Origin of the sequence: Streptomyces sp. NPDC060031 (genome assembly GCF_042736805.1) — a bacterium.
In the GTDB taxonomy this organism is placed as follows: Bacteria; Actinomycetota; Actinomycetes; order Streptomycetales; family Streptomycetaceae; genus Streptomyces.
Map to the genome: position 1 here is coordinate 17519 of NZ_JBHWVM010000082.1, position 17991 is coordinate 35509.

The window sequence follows — 17991 nt, forward strand, 5'->3', positions numbered from 1 at the left end:
CGAGATGTGACCACCGCCCCCGCCGCAGCCGCAGCGCCACCCGTGCTCGACAGGCGGCGGCGCAACATCATCTTCGGCACGATCATGCTGGGTGTGCTGCTGGCGGCCCTCGACCAGACGATCGTGGGCACGGCCCTGCCCACGATCGTGGCGGACCTCGGAGGCGGGGACCACATGTCGTGGGTGGTCACCTCCTACCTGCTCGCGGAGACCGTCGCGACGGTGCTGGTGGGCAAGTTCGGCGACATGTTCGGCCGGAAACTGATCTTCCAGATCTCGGCGGTCATCTTCATCACCGGCTCCTTCCTGTGCGGCCTCGCGGGCAACATGACCCTGCTCATCCTGTGGCGGGGCGTGCAGGGCATCGGCGCGGGCGGGCTGATGGTTACCTCCATGGCGCTGATCGCCGATGTGGTGCCACTGCGCGAACGGGGCAAGTACCAGGGCGCGATCGGCGCGGTCTTCGGTGTCGCCACCGTCATCGGACCGCTGCTGGGCGGGCTGTTCACCGACAACCTGACCTGGCGCTGGTGCTTCTACGTCAACGTGCCCATCGCCGTCCTGGTGGTGGTCGCTGCCGCGCGCACCATCCCCTCGGTACGGGCCGCCGGCCGGCCGGTCATCGACTACCTCGGCATCGCCCTGGTCGCGGCGGGCTCCAGCGCGCTGATCCTGGCCACGAGCTGGGGCGGCAACGAGTACGCCTGGACCTCGGGCGTGATCATCGGCCTCTTCGCGGGCGGCGCCCTGGCCCTGGCACTGTTCTGCCTGGTGGAGATCCGGGCCACCGAGCCGATGCTGCCCATGCGGCTGTTCCGCAACCCGGTCTTCGCGGTGTGCTCGGTGCTGAGTTTCGTCGTCGGCTTCGCGATGCTCGGCGCGATGACCTTCCTGCCGACCTACTTGCAGTACGTGGACGGGAATTCGGCCACCGTGTCGGGCATCCGCACCCTGCCCATGGTCGTCGGGCTCCTGATCGCCTCGGTCTTCAGCGGCATCGTCATCAGCCGGACGGGCCGCTACCGGATCTTCCCCATCGTGGGCTGCGCGGTGATGGGAGCCGGGCTGTACCTGCTGTCGCTGATGGGGCCGGGGACCAGCGCCTGGCTGGAATCCCTGTACATGTTCGTCCTCGGCGCCGGCATCGGCCTGTGCATGCAGGTGCTGACCATCGCCGTGCAGAACACCGTGGACTACGCCGACCTCGGCACGGCCACCTCCGGCGTCACCTTCTTCCGTACGCTGGGCAGCGCCTTCGGGACCGCGGTCTTCGGGACGATCTACGCCAACACCCTGGCACCCGCGCTGGAGTCGGCGGTCGCCGGGGCCGCCCGGGCCACCGGGGCCGATCCGGCGCGGCTCGGCGAGGCCGCGCAGAGCCCGCAGGGGGTGCACGGGCTCGAACCGGAGGCCGCCGCTTCGGTGATCGCCGCGTACGCGGAGACGTTGCAGACGGTGTTCCTGTGGACCGTGCCGGTGGCGGTGGTCGGCTTCGTGGTCGCCCTCTTCCTCAAGGAGGTCCGGCTGCGGGACAGCGCGCGGGCCGGATCGACGGACATGGGCGACGGTTTCGCCTCGCCGGCCACCGCCTCCGGGGGCTCGGCGAAGCTGCTGGAGCTGGCGGTGGGCAAGCTCGTGCGGAACATGGGGCCGGAGACCGCCCGGGGCATCGTGGCGGCCTGCGACACGCGGCTCGACATGGCGGGCGCCTGGGCGGTCATGCAGGTGGACCTGCTGACCCGGACGGTCGGCCACGCCAGCCTTGGCCTGATGGCCTCGCGGCGGTCGCTGCCGCCGGAGGTGCTGCTGCCGGTGTTCGAGCGGATGGCGGACGAGGGCTACCTGACGCGGGAGAACGGCTTCTTCTCGCTCACCCCGGGCGGGCAGCGGGAGGCCGATGTCATCTCGGCGGCGTGGGCGGGATGGCTCGGGGACCAGTTGGAGAAGGACCGTGGGCGGCCGCGCAGCGCGGAGCTGCGGGTGGCGGCGGACGCCATCGCGAAGCGGCTGCTGGCCGAGGACCTGGAGGAGGGCTACTTCGCGTCGCGGGCGGCGGCGGGGCGTACGTAGGGGCGGCTCGCGCGTGGGTCAAGCCGTCGGGTAGTCGTACGAGGGCGCGTGCGGCGGGGTCGCCATCAGCTCGGGGCGCCAGGTGCGGATGACCGCCGCCGAGGGGGCATAGAGCGCGGCCGGGATCTCGGACGGGGCGAACCACTGCCAGCGGGCGATCTTGTGCGGCTCGGTGACGACCGGGGTGCCCTCGGCGGCGTCGGTGACGGCGGCCGCCGTCAGCCGGGTCACCCCGGACCGCGCGTCGATGTGCACCGACAGGATCCGGACGGCTTCCGGGGCCGCCCGCAGATCCGTTTCCTCGGCCAGCTCGCGCGCGGCGGCCTGCTCGAAGCCCTCCCCGGGGTCGACCTTGCCGCCCGGCAGCTCCCAGCGGCCGTCGTGTGCCTGGCCGAGCAGGACGCGGCCGTCGGCGCCGACGACGACCAGGCCGACGCCGACGACGGCGTTGGGCCGGGGGACGGCGCGTTCGTGGGCGGGGAAGCTCATGAGCGTCCTTCCGAGGGTGGGGCCGAGGGCTTGGACGGGCGGGCGCGGACGTGTATCCGCTCACCCTGCGGGCCGAACAGGCTGAGGAACTCCGCGGGCTGCGTACCCGCGTTGAAGAAGGCGTGCGGGGTGCGGGTGTCGAACTCGGCCGCCTCCCCGGGGGTGAGGACCAGGTCGTGCTCGCGGCCCAGCAGCACCCGTACCCGCCCGGACAGGACGTACAGCCACTCGTAGCCCTCGTGCACCTTGAGCTCGGGCGGGGGCAGCGCGGGGTCGCGCGGCGGGAGGATCTGCTTGAAGGCGTGCACCCCGCCGAAGTTGCGGGTCAGCGGCACGTAGGTGTCTCCGTGCCGGACGAAGGGCCTCGGGCGGATCCGCGGATCGCCGGTCTCCGGGGCGCCGACCAGCTCATCGAGCGCCACCCGGTGGACCCTGGCGAGCGGGAGCAGCAGTTCCAGGGTCGGTTTGCGCTGACCGGACTCCAGCCGGGAGAGGGTGGAGAGTGAGATTCCGGTGGTTTCCGAGAGCTGGGCCAGCGTGGTGCCGCGCTCCCGGCGCAGGGCCCGCAGCCGGGGGCCCACGGCGGTGAGCACGCCGGCGAGGTCCTCGTCGTCGTCGCGTCCGCGGTCCGGCTGGTGCGTGGTCATGGCTCCATTTGCCGGTTCGGCAACACCATTTGTCAAGGGAGGGCCTGGTGAAGGGAAATGTGAAGGGAAGGGTGGAGAACGAGGTGGAGGGAAACGTGAGGGGAAACGTGAAGGACGAACGGTTCGACGTGGTCGTCGTGGGCGGCGGGGCCGCCGGGCTGGCCGGGGCGCTGACCCTGGCGCGGGCGCGCCGTTCGGTACTGGTGATCGACTCCGGCAGCCCGCGCAACGCCCCCGCCGCGAACGTGCACGGCTACCTCGGCCACGACGGGGCCAGCCCCGCCGAGCTGCTGGCCAGGGGGCGGGCCGAGGTGGCCGGGTACGGCGGGGAGGTCCGCTCCGGTGCGGCCGTCGCCGCGGACCGGCTGCCCGGCGGGGAGTTCCTGGTGCGCTGCGCGGACGGCCGGGCCGTACGGGCGGGGCGGCTGCTGGTCGCGACCGGGCTGGTGGACGAGCTGCCCGAGGTCCCGGGGCTGGGTGCCCGCTGGGGACGGGACGTGCTGCACTGCCCGTACTGCCACGGCTGGGAGGTGCGGGAGCGGCCTCTGGCGGTACTGGCCACCGGCCCCCTCGCCGTGCACCAGGCGCAGCTCTGGCGGCAGTGGAGCGAGAGCGTGACGCTGCTGTCCCACACATGGCAGCTCGCGGGGGAGGAGCGGGAGCTGCTGGCGGCGCGGGGCATCGAGGTGGTGGAGGGCGAGGTGACCGGCCTGCTCGTGGCCGACGGGGACGGGGACGGGGACGGGGACGGCGGCGGAGACGACGGCGACGACCGGCTGGCCGGGGTGACCCTCGCCGGCGGCGGGACCGTGGAGTGCCGGGCGCTCGTGGTGGCCCCGAGGTTCACCGCCCGCGCCGGTGTCCTGACCAGCCTCGGCCTGCCCCTCACCACCCTGGAGCGCGACGGCCACGCCCTCGGCACCTGCGTCGATGCCGACCCCGCGACGGGCGCGACCGCCCTGCCGGGGGTGTGGGTGGCGGGGAACGTCGGCAATCCGGTGCAGCAGGTCGCGGGCGCGGCGGCGCAGGGCGTACAGGTGGCCGCCGCCGTCAATGCCGACCTCGTCGAGGAGGAGATCCGCCTCGCGTTGCGGGCCCACCGGCGTTCGTAGGACAGGTGTGCGGGTTTCGGCCAGGTTCCGTCCGCGCAGGCTCTGGGCGGTCTGATCGTCATACGGCGCATCGGCCGCATCGGCTTCGGCGGTCCATCGGTCCATCGGTCCATCGGTTCAGCCGCTCAGCCGTTCATCGGTTTCATTGGCTCAGGGGGGCGCAGTGGCACATGTGCTGGTCATCGGCGGGGGAGTCGGAGGGCAGGCCGCCGCGCTGCTCGCGGCGCGTGCGGGACACGCCGTCGAGCTCTTCGAGCGGGACGCACGGGCCCCCGGCACCGCGCTCGACCGCGACTTCTTCGGCTGGCGCCGGCCGGCCGTACCGCAGGCGACCCAGCCGCACGCGCTGCTCGGCGCCGCCCGCAACGTCCTGCGCGACGAACTGCCCGACGTCTACGCGGAGATGCTCAGGCTCGGCGCCCGTGAGCGGCACGAGCTGGACTGGTTCGACGTACGCCCGCCCGCGCGCCCCGGCGACGAGGACCTCGTCATGCTCCAGGCCCGGCGCATCGTGCTGGAAAGCGCGCTGGCCACCGCACTGCGCGCCGAACCGGGCGTCGTCGCGCGCTACGGGGAGTCGGTCACCGGGCTGACCTCGGTCCAGGACACCTCCGGGATCCGTGTCACGGGTGTGACCACCGGGGCCGGTGCGTACGAGGGTGACCTCGTCGTGGACGCGTGCGGACGGCGTGGCGGCGCCGAGCGCCGGCTCGCCGCGGCGGGCTGCCGGCCCGCGCTCGTGGAACGGCACCGTACGGGCCTCGCGTACTTCTGCCGCTGGTACCGGTTGCCCGGGGGACGGGAGGAGGGGCCGCGCCGGCCCTGGACGGTGACGGGCGGCGGCTTCGCCGGGTGCGCGGTGTTCCCGGCCGACAACGGCCTCTTCGCCGTCACCCTCTTCGTGCACACCGAGGACACCACGCGCTCGGCGCTGCGCCATCCGGCCGTCTTCGAGGCCGCGGCGCGGGCCTTCCCGCCCGGCGCGGCCTGGCTGGCGGCGGGGGTGGAGCCGGTCTCGGACGTACTGGCCACCGGGAGCCTCGACAACCGGTGGAGCCCGTACGTCGACGAGCAGGGGCCGGTGGTGGCCGGGCTGGTGCCCGTCGGCGACGCCATCACCCATACCAATCCGACGCTGGGACAGGGCACTTCGCTCGCGCTGTGGGCCGCGCTCCGGGTGGCCCGTACGGCGCACGCGGACCCGGGGTCGGTGCGGTTCGCCGCGGAGTACCACGCGTGGGCCGTGCGCACGCTGAAGCCGTGGTTCGACTTCCAGGTCGTCGCCGACACGGCCATCGGCGAGCGGTTCGCGACCCGGGCCGTGCGTACGGGGACGGCCCGCGAGGTGGCGGCGCTGTTCGACTGCGCGCTGGAGGACCCGGAGGTGATGCGGGCCCGGGCCCGGGTCCGGCACCTGGCCGAGCCGCCGGAGCGGGCGTACGCGGACCCGCAGGTACGGGCCCGGGTGGCGCGGTGGCTGGCGGCGCGGCCCGGCTACGAGCCGAACGCGGCGGGGCCGGACCGGGGCGAGTGGGAGAAGCTGACGGCGGGCTGAGGTCACCCGGCGGGCCCGAGGACCTCGGCGAGGTCATAGCCGGCGACCTCCTCGAGCTGGGTGTAGGTGCAGCTGTCAGGGGTGCGGTCGGGCCGCCAGCGGCGGAACTGGGCGGTGTGGCGGAAGCGGTCGCCCTCCATGTGGTCGTACGCGACCTCGCAGACCCGCTCGGGGCGCAGCGGGATCCAGGAGAGGTCCTTCTTGCCGGTCCAGCGGCTCTGCGCGCCGGGCAGCCGGGCGCTCTCGTGGGCGGACTCCTCGGCCCACGCCGCCCAGGGGTGCCCGGCGGCGTCGGCCATCCGCAGCGGCTGGAGTTCCTCCACCAGCTCGGCGCGGCGTTTCATGGGGAAGGCGGCGCAGACGCCCACGTGCTGGAGGGCGCCCTGGGCGTCGTACAGCCCGAGCAGCAGCGATCCGACAATCGGACCGCTCTTGTGGAAACGCAAACCGGCGACGACGACATCGGCCGTACGCTCGTGCTTGATCTTGAACATGAGGCGGGCGTCGGGCCGGTAGGGGAGATCGAGGGGTTTGGCGATCACCCCGTCGAGCCCGGCGCCCTCGAACCGCTCGAACCACTCCCGCGCGAGCGCGGGATCGGTGGTCGCGGGCGCGAGATGAACGGGGGGCCGAGCGGTGGAAAGGGCGTCGACGAGCGCGGTACGGCGGTCGGCGAGCGGGGTGTCGAGGAGCGCCTCGTCGCCGAGCGCGAGCAGGTCGAAGGCGACGAAGCTGGCGGGGGTCGCCTCGGAGAGCATCTTCACGCGGGAGGCCGCGGGATGGATCCGCTCGGTGAGGCGGTCGAAGTCGAGCCGCCCGCCCTGAACGATGACGATCTCGCCGTCCACGACACAGCGGGCCGGCAGGTTCTCCTTCAGGGCCGCCGCCAGCTCCGGGAAGTACCGGGTCAGGGTCTTGCCCGTGCGGCTGCCGATCTCGATCTCGTCGCCGTCGCGGTGGACGATGGCCCGAAAGCCGTCCCACTTGGCCTCGTACTGCATGCCGGGCGGGATCTTGGCCACGGACTTGGCGAGCATCGGCTTCACGGGCGGCATCACCGGCAGATCCATGCCTCCGATTTTGCTGTGGTACGTCCGGACCCGCCCGGTATGCGCACCCGGCCGGGCCCGCCTACCGTGGCGCACATGGGTGCTGCGGGCAATGCCATCGAGCTGGACGCGGGCGGGCGGGCGGTACGGCTGTCCAACCCGGACAAGGTGTACTTCCCCGAGCGCGGCCTCACCAAGGGGGACGTCGCCGCGTACTACCTCGCGGTCGCGGACGGAATCACCCGCGCCCTGCGCAACCGCCCCACGACCCTGGAGCGGTACCCGGACGGGGTGGAGGGCGAGTCCTTCTTCCAGAAACGGGCCCCGAAGAACCTCCCGGACTGGATCCCGACCGCCCACATCGCCTTCCCGAGCGGCCGCACGGCCGACGAGATCTGCCCGACCGAGCCGGCCGCCGTGCTGTGGGCCGCCAATCTGGGCTGCCTCACCTTCCACCCCTGGCCGGTACGCCGCACGGACACCGACCGGCCGGACGAGCTGCGGATCGACCTGGATCCACAGCCGGGCACCGACTACCGCGACGCGGTGGCCGCCGCCCACGAACTGCGCGTACTCCTTGAGGAACTGGGCCTGCGCGGCTGGCCCAAGACCTCGGGCGGCCGCGGGCTGCACGTCTTCGTGCCGATCGCGCCGCGCTGGACCTTCACGGAGGTCCGCAGGTGCGCCATCGCGATCGGCCGGGACCTGGAGCGCAGGATGCCGGGGAAGGTCACCACCGCCTGGTGGAAGGAGGAGCGCGGCGAGCGGATCTTCGTCGACTACAACCAGACGGCGCGCGACCGCACCATCGCCTGCGCCTACTCCGTCCGCCCGCGCCCCCACGCCCCGGTGTCGGCGCCGCTGCGCTGGGACGAACTGGATGACGCCGAGCCGCGGGACTTCGACATCGTGACGATGCCGGCGCGCTTCGCGGAACTGGGCGACCTGCACGCGGACATGGACGACCACGCCTTCACGCTCGACGCCGCCCTGGAGCTCGCGGAGCGGCAGGAACACGACCACGGCCTGGGCGACATGCCCTACCCCCCGGACTACCCCAAGATGCCGGGCGAACCCAAACGCGTCCAACCGAGCCGCGCCAGACACGAGGACTGACCCCCGCGCGCTCGGGTGTCATCCGTCGCTCGGCCCCGTCGCTCGGCCCCGGCCCCGGCCCCTCACTCATGTCCCGCGCTTCCGAGGGCGTGCCGTCCGCATCGAGCCCGTGGAGCCACCACCTCTCCTGCCAGTTCCTGCCGCCGAAGTTGAGGGCGGCCCCGGAGTCGGCGGCCCGTCGGCAGAGGGGCGTTCACTCTGTGAGGAGGCCCGGCCCCGGGGCTGATCCGCGCGCGCGGAGGTACGCCTCCAGCTCGGCGGCGCCGGCCAGCATCGCCCGCCCGCGGGCGGACAGCCGGCGCTGCCAGTCGCTCAGTGCGGCCTCCAGCGGCTCCAGTCCGCCGGCCGCCCGCACCTGGGCGATCAGCGGGGCGATCTGCTCCAGCAGGTAGCCGCCGCGCCTGAGCTGGTGGGCCAGCCGGGCGTCCCGTACGTCGGCCTCGTCGTAGACGCGGTACCCGGTCAGCGGGTCGCGGCGCGGGCTCACCAGCCCCGCGTGCTCCCATTTGCGCAGCGTCGCGGGCCGGAGCCCGAGCTCCCCTGCCAGCGGCCCGATGAACGTGCCGTCCCGCCCGGACACCGACGCGCCGGGTTCACCGGCCGTGGCGGGCGCCAGATCGCCCAGGGCGCTCTCCACAGCCCGCAGCGTCCGCCGGTCATCGAGCAGCTGGGCGTGGCTCTCGTCGATGAGCCGGAACGCCTCCTCGACCGCGTCCTGGTTCACGGCCCGCATGATCGACGTCGCCGTCTGGTGGGTGTGGCCGGGCACCAGGGCGAGGAACGCGCCCAGGGCGCGCGCGTGCAGGGGGGTGTAGGTGCGATAGCCGTGGGGTGTGCGATGGGCGGCCGGAAGGATGCCGGCCTCCTCGTAGTTCCTGATGGCCTGCGTGGACAGACCGTGCCCGCGCGCCAGGTCGATCGGCCTGAGGTGCCTAGCCCTTTGAAGGTTTTGGACCACGTTGGACCACGTCCCTGAGGATGGTGCGGAAAAGCTTCAACCGAAGGTTCAACGATACCGTTGAAGGCATGGCTACTGACATCGAGGACACCGCGCATGCCGTCGAGGCCGCCGCCGTCATGAAGCTGCTGTCGGCCCGGCCGCGGCTGCTCGCCCTGGGCGAGCCGACCCACGGCGAGGACGCCCTGCTCGACGTGCGCAACGAGCTCTTCCGGCAGCTCGTCGAGCAGGAGGGCTACCGGACGATCGCGATCGAGAGCGACTGCCTGGCGGGCCTGGTCGTGGACGATCACGTCACCTCGGGCGCCGGCACCCCCGACGAGGTCATGGAACGCGGATTCAGCCACGGCTTCGGCGCGTCCGCGGCCAACCGCGCACTCGTGCGCTGGATGCGGGCGTACAACGACGGCCGGCCCGCGTCCGAGCGGCTGCGCTTCGCCGGATTCGACGGCCCGCTGGAGATCACCGGCGCCGCGAGCCCCCGGCAGGCCCTCACCGCACTCCACGACTACCTCGCGGCCCGGGTGGAAGCGGGCCTGCTCCCCTGCACCGCGGAGACGCTCGAGCGCCTGCTCGGTGCCGACGACCGGTGGACCGACCCCGCCGCGATGACGGACCCCGCCCGGTCCGTGGGGCAGTCGGCCGAGGCCAGGGAGCTGCGGCTGCTCGCCGATGATCTGGTGGCGCTGCTCGACGCGCAGACGCCGCACCTGATCGCGGAGACCTCCCGGGAGGACTGGGACCGGGCGCGCCTGTACGGGCGCACCGCCACCGGCCTGCTGCGATACCACTTCTGGATGGCCGACACCTCACCTAGCCGCCTGACGCGGCTGGTGGGCCTGCGGGACCGGATGATGGCCGACAACCTCCTCGCCGTGGCCGAAAGGGGCCCGGCACTGGTCCACGCCCACAACGGCCATCTCCAGCGGGAGAAGAGCACGATGCGGATGGGCGGCCTGCCGCTGGAGTGGTGGAGCGCCGGCGCGCTCGTGAGCGTCCACCTGGGCGCGGAGTACGCCTTCCTGGCCACGGCCCTCGGCACGATCCGGCACCGGGGAGTGGACACTCCGCCGCCGGACACCGTCGAAGGGCTCCTGTACGCGCTCCCGGGGGAGCGTCACGTCATCGACGCCGCTCGCCTGGCGGCCGGCCTCGATGACGCGCTGCCCGCCCCCCGCGTGTCCCCGTGGTTCGGCTACGCCCCGCTCGACCCGGCCCACCTGGCGGCCGCCGACGGGCTCGTGTTCGTCAAGGACGTGCCGCAGAGCCGGTGAACGGTTGTTGATCAGGCGTTGATCGGACGTCCATCTCCTGCGGCGAGGCTCTCCCGCATGTCGATGAACACCACCACCGCCACCGCCACCAGTGCCACCGCTTGGTACGAGCTCGCCCTGTGCGCCCAGACGGGGCCGGGCTTCTTCTTCCCCGAGCCCGGCTCGTCGCTGCGCGACGCGAAGCGGCTGTGCGGGGCGTGCGAGGGTCGGGCGGCGTGCCTGGAGTACGCCCTGGACAACGACGAGCGCTTCGGTGTCTGGGGAGGCCTTTCGGAGGCCGAGCGCCTCGCCCTGCGTCCGCGCGGCTGACCGGACGGCGCGGCAAAGGCCGAAGCCCTGACGGAGCGGGCTCCGTCAGGGCTTCTTCGGCCGGATCTTGCGATCAGGCCGTGTGCTCAGTGCTGCGATGGGGCCTGGTGATCAGGCTTCGCGATCAGGCCTTGCGGGCCGCGATGCGCGCCGCGCGGGCGGCCAGGCGCTCGTCGAACTTGCGGGCCTCGCTGTCCAGACCGTTCATGAAGAGCCCGAGCTCCTCCTGGGCCTTCTGGCCGTCCGGGCCGAGGCCGTCGATGTCCATGATCTTCAGGAAGCGGATCACCGGGCTCAGCACGTCGTCGTGGTGGATCCGCAGGTTGTACACCCCGCCGATCGCCATCTGGGCGGCCATCCGCTCGAAGCCGGGCATGCCGTGTCCCGGCATCCGGAAGTTGACGACGACGTCCCGCACGGCCTCCATCGTCAGGTCCGGGGCGATCTCGAAGGCCGCGCCCAGCAGGTTGCGGTAGAAGACCATGTGCAGGTTCTCGTCCTGCGCGATGCGGGCGAGCATCCGGTCGCAGACCGGGTCACCGGACTGGTGGCCGGTGTTGCGGTGCGAGATGCGGGTCGCGAGCTCCTGGAAGGCGACGTACGCCACCGAGTGCAGCATCGAGTGCCGGTTGTCGGACTCGAAGCCCTCCGACATGTGCTGCATCCGGAAGGCCTCGAGCTTGTCCGGGTCCACGGCGCGCGAGGCCAACAGGTAGTCGCGCATCACGATGCCGTGGCGGCCCTCCTCGGCGGTCCAGCGGTGCACCCAGGTGCCCCAGGCGCCGTTGCGGCCGAAGAGCGAGGCGATCTCGTGGTGGTAGCTGGGGAGGTTGTCCTCGGTCAGCAGGTTCACGACCAGCGCGATCTTGCCGATCTCGGTGACCTTGGACTGCTCCGGGTCCCAGGCCTCGCCGTCCTCGAAGAAGCCCGGGAAGTTCCGGCCGTCGCTCCACGGGACGTACTCGTGGGGCATCCAGTCCTTGGTGACCTTCAGGTGCCGGTTGAGCTCCTTCTCAACCACCTCTTCCAGCGCGTACAGCAGTTTGGCGTCGGTCCACGCCTCCGAGCTGCCGAGGTGGGGAGAAGTGATCGTCACGGGTACTCCTGGGTGCAAAGCGAATTACCTACGGTTCCGTAGCCTACGGAGTCGTAGGTTAAGCCTGACATCAAGGCCAGCCAAGCCCCAGGCGTTGGTATGTCCGGTTACATCTAGTTATCTGTGCAGTTTGGGAGCGGTCTGAGTTGGGCACCGAAGAGTCAAAGTCACGCGAGTAGGTGGTCGCCGCTCCCGCCTTGACGGCCGAGACCGGGGCGGGAGCGGCGGTGGGCGACGGTCGCGGGCTCAGCCCCGCCCTCCGGGCGGCACCGGGTCCTGGGCCCTGCTTCCCCCGCCTATCCGTGCCACAGGGACTCCCTGACCTCGTCGGCCGTCGTCGGGCGCAGCTCGCCGTCGAGCAGCAGCCACCGCGTGATGCCGATCGACTCCAGGAACGGCACGTCGTGGCTGGCCACCACGAGCGCCCCCTCGTACGAATCCAGCGCGTCCGTCAGCTGCCGTACGCTCGCCAGGTCGAGGTTGTTCGTCGGCTCGTCCAGCATCAGCAGCTGCGGCGCCGGCTCCGCCAGCAGCAGCGCCGCCAGCGTCGCCCGGAACCGTTCACCGCCCGACAGCGTGCCCGCCGGCCGGTCCGCGCGGGCTCCCCGGAACAGGAAGTGCGCGAGCCGCGCCCGGATCAGGTTGTTCGTGGCGTGCGGTGCGAACCGCGCCACGTTCTCCACGACCGAACGGCCGTCGTCCAGTACGTCCAGTCGCTGCGGCAGGAACCGCGTCGGTACGTGCGTCACCGCCTCCCCGGACTCCGCCGCGAGCTGCCCCGCGATCGTCCGCAGCAGGGTGGTCTTGCCCGAGCCGTTGCGGCCCACCAGTGCGATCCGCTCCGGACCGCGCAGCTCCCACTCGCCGGCCACCGTGGCCCCGTGGGCCAGGCGCAGGCCGGACAGGGTCAGCACGCGCCGCCCCGGCGGGACCTGGGTGGCGGGCAGTTCGATGCGGATCTCGTCGTCGGCCCGGACCGCCTCCACCGCCTGGTCCAGCCGCTCCTTCGCCTGCGCCAGCTTCTCGGTGTGCATGATGCGGTGTTTCCCGGCCGACTCCTGCGCCGCGCGCTTGCGGGCGCCCATGACGATCTTCGGCTCGCGCTTGGTGTCGTTCATCTTCTGGCCGTACCGCTTGCGCCGGGCCAATTTGAGCTGGGCGTCGGCAAGTTCGCGCTTCTGCCGCTGTACGTCGGCCTCCGCGACCCGGACCATCCGCTCCGCCGAGTCCTGCTCGGCGGCGAGCATCTCCTCGTAGTCCGTGAAGTTGCCTCCGTACCAGCGGACTTCGCCGTCGCGCAGGTCCGCGATCTGGTCGACCCGCTCCAGCAGCTCCCGGTCGTGGCTGACCAGGACCATCACCCCGGACCAGGACTCGACCGCCGCGTACAGGCGGCGGCGGGCGCGCAGGTCGAGGTTGTTGGTCGGCTCGTCGAGCAGCAGGATGTCCGGGCGGGCCAGCAGCAGGGAAGCCAGCCGCAGCAGTACGCACTCGCCGCCCGACAGTTCCCCGACGGTGCGGTCCAGGCCGATCCGGGCGAGCCCGAGCTGGTCGAGCGTGGCCAGGGCCCGCTCCTCCACGTCCCAGTCGTCGCCCACCGCGGCGAAGTTGGCCTCGGTGGCCCCGCCCGCCTCGATGGCGTGCAGGGCGGCGCGGGTGGTGTGGATGCCGAGCGCCTGGTCCACGCGCAGCGCGGTGTCGAGGGTGACGGTCTGCGGGAGGTACCCGACCGTCCCGGCGGTGGACAACTGCCCGTTGGACGGGGTCAGTTCACCGGCGAGCAGTTTCAGCAGGGTGGATTTCCCGCTGCCGTTGAGCCCGATCAGGCCGGTGCGGCCGGGGCCGACGGCGAGTTGGAAGCCGTCGAAGACGGGGGTTCCGTCAGGCCAGTCGAAGGACAGGGCGGAGCAGGTGAGATAGGTCGGAGCGTGGCTCATGGAGGCCTCCAGGTTGCGTGAGTGGTGCGTGCAACGCGGGGAGACAGCCGACGGTCAGTCGATGACGAGCTCAGTCGATGACGAGGTCAGTCGATGACGGGGGTCAGGTGATGACGGTGGTCGGTGTCTCGGACCTCAGACGAGCAATGTCCTGCTCCGTTTCGACGGCGATGGGGCGCCTACGAAATTACGGGCGGCCGAAGCCGCCCGCAAACGATTTAAGGACCTGGACGGGGTGAAGGGGGCTCAGCAGGAGTCGCGCATGAGCTCGGTCAGGCTGTGGTCCACATCGAGGTAGAGGTGTTCCAGGCCGGGCGGTACGACCGTCGCGGTCCGTTCGAGGAACCGGTGCAGCTCGGCCGTCAGCATCAGCACGATCGCGACGCCCTCGGGTGCGTGGAACTCGACCGTGGTCCGGTCGGCGTCGTACGGGCGCACGCGGACATCGCCGTAACCGGCCGGGCGGTCCAGTCCCGCCTCCAGGAGCTCCCGCGCGAAGGTCCACGAGACCTCGACGCCCTCCAGCGTGGCGGGGGCGGGGAAGGCCATGCGGACGGCGAAGGGATCCGATCGGTCGTAGCAGAGCGTGACGGGTACGGTGTCGACCTTCGGCGCGGTGGCGACCAGTCGGGCCTGCACGGCCTGCTCGATGACGGTGATCAAGGCTCGCTCCCTTGCTGCGGATCTGCTGCCGGGCTTTGGGGTGGAGCCCGACAACCGGATAGACGCCGGAAACGGCAAATCCGTGCACGCGAGGTTGCGTGAGCTGTGTCACCGAATGGCCGGAACCCAACCGTGTGATCGCACAGCGTGACGGGCCGGGCGATGCGCGGGGCGGAGCCCGGTCGCCGCCGCGGGCTCCGCAGTGCTCCCAGTACGGCTGGTTACCGCTCACTCCACAGGCGCAAGGATCGCCGTGGTCTCCCCGTGCACTACGCCGTCCGGGGTGGTCACGCTCGGTTCCCCGCCGCCCCGCGCCGGCCGGCGGGCGACCGTACGACGGCGGGGACGCGCCCTGGACGGGGATTTCCGGGTGCGTTAGCTTCCGGCGCCATGAGACTTCTGGGAGTTGGCATGTGCACGGCTGTCTTGCTGATGGGGGTCATGGCCGCCCCGGCGCAGGCGGCGGGGGAGTCGGACGCGGGCCTGCGCGGCGCGAACTGGGCCCTGAAGGAGACCGGCAAGGACTCCCGCTTCCGGGGCCTTTCGGCGGTGAGCCGGTCCACGGCGTGGGTGGCCGGATCGAAGGGGACGGTGCTGCGCACGGTGGACGGCGGCCGCAGCTGGCGGGACGTCTCCCCGCCGGGCGCCGTCGCGGAGGGCCTGGAGCTGCGCGACATCGAGGCCTTCGACTCGCGCCGCGCGGTGGCCCTGTCCATCGGCGAGGGGGAGGCCTCCCGGGTGCTGCGGACCGAGGACGGCGGCGCGACCTGGACCGAGGCCTTCCGCAACCCCGACCCGCGGGCCTTCTACGACTGCCTGACCTTCTTCGACTCCCGGCACGGGCTGGCGATGAGCGACCCGGTGGACGGCAGGTTCCGTCTCCTCGCCACGGCCGACGGCGGACGCAGCTGGCAGCCGCTGCCGAGCGCCGGGATGCCGCAGGCGCTGCCGGGCGAGGCCGGCTTCGCGGCCAGCGGGCAGTGCCTGGTCTCCGCGGGCTCCCGCGACGTCTGGCTCGCCACCGGCGGCGGGGCCGCCGGACGGGTCCTGCACTCCGCCGACCGCGGCCTGACCTGGGGGGTGGCCGACTCCACGGTCCCGGCGGGCGATCCTGCGCGCGGGGTCTTCGGCCTCGCCTTCCGAGACCGTACGAGGGGTCTCGCGGTCGGGGGCGACTACCGCACCGGCCAGCCGTCACCGCGGGCCGCGGCGGTCTCCGCGGACGCGGGCCGCACCTGGCTGCAGGCGGCGGCGCCCCCGCCGGCCTACCGCTCGGGGGTCGCCTGGCATCCGTTCGGCCGCGCGACCGCGCTGGCGGTGGGCCCCACCGGCACGGACGTCACGGTGGACGGGGGCCGCACCTGGCGGGCGCTGGACGCGGGCTCGTACGACACCGTCACCTGCGCGCCCGACGGGGGCTGCTGGGCGGCGGGTGAGAAGGGCCGGGTGGCCCGGCTGGAGCGGCGCTGATCATTCCGGGGTTTACCCGCGGCGTCCGTCGGGCCGCCGCGGGCCGGGCAGGTGGTACGTCACCCAGGCCATGCCGGAGGCGGTCAGGCGCTCGCCGGGAGTTCCGCCTGACGCCCCTGACGGTGAGAACAACCCGATTACCACCAAGGACGGCTGGCGAGAGTTCGTCGTCGATGCCCCGGTCTGCCCGGCCGTGCTCTCGCTGAGGGCCTTCAAGGCTCTGGCCGAGGAGAAGCGGCTCGCTTACAACGAGCCCCGGCTGGCGGCTGGCCTCGGCTGGCCTACCACTCCCGGCTCGTGATTGTGGACACCCCGACTGCCCGCGAGGGTGTTCACCACCGGACAGCGCCTGGTTCTGTTCAACCGGCACCAGATCTCCGGCCGCCGTGGGCTGATCGTCACCGGCCAGTCCGGGACCGGCAAGACGACTGCCATCGCCCAACTCGGCCGCAACTATGAACCCCTGGTCCGTAAGCGACTCGGCCCGGCCGCCGCAGGGCGGCTGCCGGTCGTCCACGTCAGCGTGCCGCCCCAGACCGCCATCACCCACGCTGTCTGTGACCTGCTGATCAAGGGCGGCTTGGCGCAGGCGTTCGTCATGGGCGAGCGCGCCCTCGAAGGCGAGCGCCAGTCCGTCCCTTCGCTCATCATGACGAGCGGCGAGCTGGCAGCCGAGATGCGGAACCGATGCGCGGCCGAGCCTGCCGCTGCCGCTCAGGACTACCTCGCTCGCCTCCGCGAGCTTGAGCAGGAAACCCCCGGGCCGCGCAAACCTTGGCAGCTCGCTGCGCTCCCGCGCGACGGCGTTCGGGAGCTCCCGCCGGCCGCGTGCTTCGGGCCGACTCGGACCCAGCGTGCCCGAGGGGTCGGCACAGCCCTCCGACTCTCCCGGCTCCGCTCGCGCGGAGCGCCCCGCTGCGCGTGGCTGCGGGGCGCCTTGTGGGGTTAGTCGATCTGCTGCCCGTCCTGCGTACCGCCCTTGCAGTAATTGCCATCCTCATTGATCGCGGGTGTTCCGCCGCCCTGCTTGCACTCAGAAGGGGTGACGGTGGATGGGGCACCCTGTGCGGTGGCGGTGGCGGCGGTGGCGGTGGCGGCGCCTGTGAGGCCGAGTCCGGCGAGGGCTGCCGTGGCGATGACGGCGGCGAGGATTCGTCGAATGCGCATTCGGTTCCCCTTTCACGGGTTGCCTCGGGTGGGGCGTTATTCAGCTTCTCATCCATGTGGGTGGCACGTCCTGTTGGGCCATGCGGGTGGCAGTGCTGTCAGGTGCGGGGTCGGTGACGCGACCCGTCGGACAGGCCCTGGAACGAAGAGCCCACCCCGGCCGGATGGGTGGTCTCTTCGTTGTTCCGGAGGGGGCGGCGTCCGCCATGCCCGAGCCGTGCTGGCCGCCAAGGGCGCCGACGACACCGACGAGGACGCCATCGCCGTCGTCATCGACGGCCTGCTGACGCGCGCCGAGAGCGGGCCCGACCGGCGGATCGCCGCCCGCACCAAGGCCGCAACGGCCGTCCCCGCACTGCCTCCGGCGCGCCGCGAACTCCTCGGCGGATCGTCCGCCGGGGCGCCCATCCCTTCACCGAGCTGGCCTTCATCGACGCCCGCGACTGCCTGACCAGGTGGTTCACCGGTGAGCAGAGCGGAGAGCCTCTTCGCCAGAGGTGGAACCGCCGACTCGAAGTGCTGGGCGAGGACCTGTTCGGTGATCCCCACCGTCCCTGCGAGCCCCGAATCGAAGTGGCCACCTACCCCGAAGTCATCGCGCTCACCTGCCTGTTCACCTCCCCGCACCGGCGCGACCACCCCCAACTGCCTGCAGAGGAAGCACGCCGTTTTGGCGTTGCTCAGACCCAGCTCGGGCCTCACCACCCTGACTTCAGTGAAGATCCGACTGGGCCTCGGTCAGTCGATGCCTTCGACGATGCGGAAGTCGCGCTCGACGCCGTCGGAGAGGGCGATCAGCGCCTCCTGGTAGGCCGCACTCTCGTGCGCCGCGACGGCCTGCTCGAAGCTGTCGAACTCGATCAGGACGGTGCGCTCGGCGATTCCGGCGTCATGCGCCACGACCCGACTGTCACGGGCGAGGATCCGACCGCCCCCGGCCTTGACGGCCGGACCGGCCAGCTTGTTGTAAGCAGCCAGCTTCTCAGCTTGATCTTTAACCTCGCATGTCATCCGACCTGCTGAGATCTACCGCTTCCGGGGGCACGCGAGGCGGCCGCCCTCCACGCTTCGAGATGTCG

The 17991-nt window shown here is 72.2% G+C and carries 18 protein-coding genes; 9 read left to right on the forward strand and 9 right to left on the reverse strand.

Going from position 1 to position 17991, the window contains the following annotated elements:
* Window positions 1–6 precede the first annotated feature (6 nt).
* A complete protein-coding gene (locus ACFWB8_RS28840) occupies window positions 7–2070 on the forward strand; it encodes an MDR family MFS transporter (protein WP_385233322.1) in 2064 nt (687 codons plus the stop codon).
* A gap of 18 nt (window positions 2071–2088) precedes the next feature.
* Here ACFWB8_RS28840 and ACFWB8_RS28845 read toward each other — a convergent pair whose 3' ends face one another.
* Together ACFWB8_RS28845 and ACFWB8_RS28850 are read right to left on the reverse strand one after the other, a co-directional pair.
* A complete protein-coding gene (locus ACFWB8_RS28845) occupies window positions 2089–2559 on the reverse strand; it encodes an NUDIX hydrolase (RefSeq protein WP_385233324.1) in 471 nt (156 codons plus the stop codon).
* Entirely contained in the window at window positions 2556–3206 is a 651-nt protein-coding gene (locus ACFWB8_RS28850; protein WP_385233327.1) for a helix-turn-helix domain-containing protein, read from the reverse strand. The genes ACFWB8_RS28845 and ACFWB8_RS28850 overlap by 4 nt, the downstream gene beginning before the upstream one ends.
* Before the next feature lie 95 nt (window positions 3207–3301).
* On the opposite strand from ACFWB8_RS28850, the gene ACFWB8_RS28855 reads away from it, so the two are divergent.
* Window positions 3302–4318, forward strand: coding sequence for an NAD(P)/FAD-dependent oxidoreductase (locus ACFWB8_RS28855; protein WP_385233330.1), 1017 nt, complete (start codon window positions 3302–3304; stop codon window positions 4316–4318).
* 163 nt (window positions 4319–4481) lie between these two features.
* Complete coding sequence (locus ACFWB8_RS28860) at window positions 4482–5873, forward strand: NAD(P)/FAD-dependent oxidoreductase (protein ID WP_385233332.1); 1392 nt, start codon at window positions 4482–4484, stop codon at window positions 5871–5873.
* Window positions 5874–5875: 2 nt separating this feature from the next.
* On the opposite strand, the gene ACFWB8_RS28865 is transcribed toward ACFWB8_RS28860, so the two are convergent.
* Complete coding sequence (locus tag ACFWB8_RS28865; RefSeq protein WP_385233335.1) at window positions 5876–6943, reverse strand: ATP-dependent DNA ligase; 1068 nt, start codon at window positions 6941–6943, stop codon at window positions 5876–5878.
* Between the two features lie 75 nt (window positions 6944–7018).
* On the opposite strand from ACFWB8_RS28865, the gene ligD reads away from it, so the two are divergent.
* Complete coding sequence (gene ligD, locus ACFWB8_RS28870) at window positions 7019–8038, forward strand: non-homologous end-joining DNA ligase (RefSeq protein WP_385233338.1); 1020 nt, start codon at window positions 7019–7021, stop codon at window positions 8036–8038.
* Window positions 8039–8231: 193 nt separating this feature from the next.
* Here ligD and ACFWB8_RS28875 read toward each other — a convergent pair whose 3' ends face one another.
* Entirely contained in the window at window positions 8232–8996 is a 765-nt protein-coding gene (locus tag ACFWB8_RS28875) for a TioE family transcriptional regulator (RefSeq protein ID WP_385233341.1), read from the reverse strand.
* A gap of 68 nt (window positions 8997–9064) precedes the next feature.
* Here ACFWB8_RS28875 and ACFWB8_RS28880 point away from each other — a divergent pair, with 68 nt between their 5' ends.
* Both ACFWB8_RS28880 and ACFWB8_RS28885 read left to right on the forward strand, forming a co-directional pair.
* Complete coding sequence (locus ACFWB8_RS28880; RefSeq protein ID WP_385233344.1) at window positions 9065–10270, forward strand: erythromycin esterase family protein; 1206 nt, start codon at window positions 9065–9067, stop codon at window positions 10268–10270.
* Between the two features lie 57 nt (window positions 10271–10327).
* A complete protein-coding gene (locus ACFWB8_RS28885; RefSeq protein ID WP_385233347.1) occupies window positions 10328–10579 on the forward strand; it encodes a WhiB family transcriptional regulator in 252 nt (83 codons plus the stop codon).
* Between the two features lie 124 nt (window positions 10580–10703).
* Here ACFWB8_RS28885 and ACFWB8_RS28890 read toward each other — a convergent pair whose 3' ends face one another.
* The 3 genes from ACFWB8_RS28890 to ACFWB8_RS28900 all read right to left on the reverse strand — a co-directional run bounded on the left by ACFWB8_RS28890 (window position 10704) and on the right by ACFWB8_RS28900 (window position 14275).
* Complete coding sequence (locus ACFWB8_RS28890) at window positions 10704–11675, reverse strand: acyl-ACP desaturase (protein WP_385233350.1); 972 nt, start codon at window positions 11673–11675, stop codon at window positions 10704–10706.
* A gap of 296 nt (window positions 11676–11971) precedes the next feature.
* Window positions 11972–13612 carry an ABC-F family ATP-binding cassette domain-containing protein gene (locus ACFWB8_RS28895; protein WP_385233353.1) on the reverse strand — a complete coding sequence of 547 codons (1641 nt, stop codon included), beginning with the start codon at window positions 13610–13612 and terminating at the stop codon, window positions 11972–11974.
* Between the two features lie 246 nt (window positions 13613–13858).
* A complete protein-coding gene (locus ACFWB8_RS28900) occupies window positions 13859–14275 on the reverse strand; it encodes an SsgA family sporulation/cell division regulator (RefSeq protein WP_385233356.1) in 417 nt (138 codons plus the stop codon).
* Between the two features lie 411 nt (window positions 14276–14686).
* Here ACFWB8_RS28900 and ACFWB8_RS28905 point away from each other — a divergent pair, with 411 nt between their 5' ends.
* Both ACFWB8_RS28905 and ACFWB8_RS28910 read left to right on the forward strand, forming a co-directional pair.
* On the forward strand, window positions 14687–15745 hold the full coding sequence (locus tag ACFWB8_RS28905; RefSeq protein ID WP_385233359.1) for a WD40/YVTN/BNR-like repeat-containing protein: 1059 nt from the start codon (window positions 14687–14689) through the stop codon (window positions 15743–15745).
* 328 nt (window positions 15746–16073) lie between these two features.
* Complete coding sequence (locus ACFWB8_RS28910) at window positions 16074–16694, forward strand: hypothetical protein (RefSeq protein WP_385233362.1); 621 nt, start codon at window positions 16074–16076, stop codon at window positions 16692–16694.
* On the opposite strand, the gene ACFWB8_RS28915 is transcribed toward ACFWB8_RS28910, so the two are convergent.
* On the reverse strand, window positions 16691–16912 hold the full coding sequence (locus ACFWB8_RS28915) for a hypothetical protein (protein ID WP_385233365.1): 222 nt from the start codon (window positions 16910–16912) through the stop codon (window positions 16691–16693). The genes ACFWB8_RS28910 and ACFWB8_RS28915 overlap by 4 nt on opposite strands.
* 217 nt (window positions 16913–17129) lie before the next feature.
* Here ACFWB8_RS28915 and ACFWB8_RS28920 point away from each other — a divergent pair, with 217 nt between their 5' ends.
* Window positions 17130–17363, forward strand: coding sequence for a hypothetical protein (locus ACFWB8_RS28920; protein WP_385233368.1), 234 nt, complete (start codon window positions 17130–17132; stop codon window positions 17361–17363).
* A gap of 287 nt (window positions 17364–17650) precedes the next feature.
* On the opposite strand, the gene ACFWB8_RS28925 is transcribed toward ACFWB8_RS28920, so the two are convergent.
* Window positions 17651–17923, reverse strand: coding sequence for a DUF1330 domain-containing protein (locus ACFWB8_RS28925; protein WP_385233371.1), 273 nt, complete (start codon window positions 17921–17923; stop codon window positions 17651–17653).
* Window positions 17924–17991 lie beyond the last annotated feature (68 nt).

What these genes read in the sequence shown, in the direction of transcription:
- ACFWB8_RS28845 (WP_385233324.1), bottom strand. Translation starts at nt 2,559, where the DNA reads ATGAGCTTCCCCGCCCACGAACGCGCCGTCCCCCGGCCCAACGCCGTC.
- ACFWB8_RS28850 (WP_385233327.1), bottom strand. Translation starts at nt 3,206, where the DNA reads ATGACCACGCACCAGCCGGACCGCGGACGCGACGACGACGAGGACCTC.
- ACFWB8_RS28865 (WP_385233335.1), bottom strand. Translation starts at nt 6,943, where the DNA reads ATGGATCTGCCGGTGATGCCGCCCGTGAAGCCGATGCTCGCCAAGTCC.
- ligD (WP_385233338.1), top strand. Translation starts at nt 7,019, where the DNA reads ATGGGTGCTGCGGGCAATGCCATCGAGCTGGACGCGGGCGGGCGGGCG.
- ACFWB8_RS28880 (WP_385233344.1), top strand. Translation starts at nt 9,065, where the DNA reads ATGGCTACTGACATCGAGGACACCGCGCATGCCGTCGAGGCCGCCGCC.
- ACFWB8_RS28885 (WP_385233347.1), top strand. Translation starts at nt 10,328, where the DNA reads ATGTCGATGAACACCACCACCGCCACCGCCACCAGTGCCACCGCTTGG.
- ACFWB8_RS28895 (WP_385233353.1), bottom strand. Translation starts at nt 13,612, where the DNA reads ATGAGCCACGCTCCGACCTATCTCACCTGCTCCGCCCTGTCCTTCGAC.
- ACFWB8_RS28905 (WP_385233359.1), top strand. Translation starts at nt 14,687, where the DNA reads ATGTGCACGGCTGTCTTGCTGATGGGGGTCATGGCCGCCCCGGCGCAG.
- ACFWB8_RS28915 (WP_385233365.1), bottom strand. Translation starts at nt 16,912, where the DNA reads ATGCGCATTCGACGAATCCTCGCCGCCGTCATCGCCACGGCAGCCCTC.
- ACFWB8_RS28925 (WP_385233371.1), bottom strand. Translation starts at nt 17,923, where the DNA reads ATGACATGCGAGGTTAAAGATCAAGCTGAGAAGCTGGCTGCTTACAAC.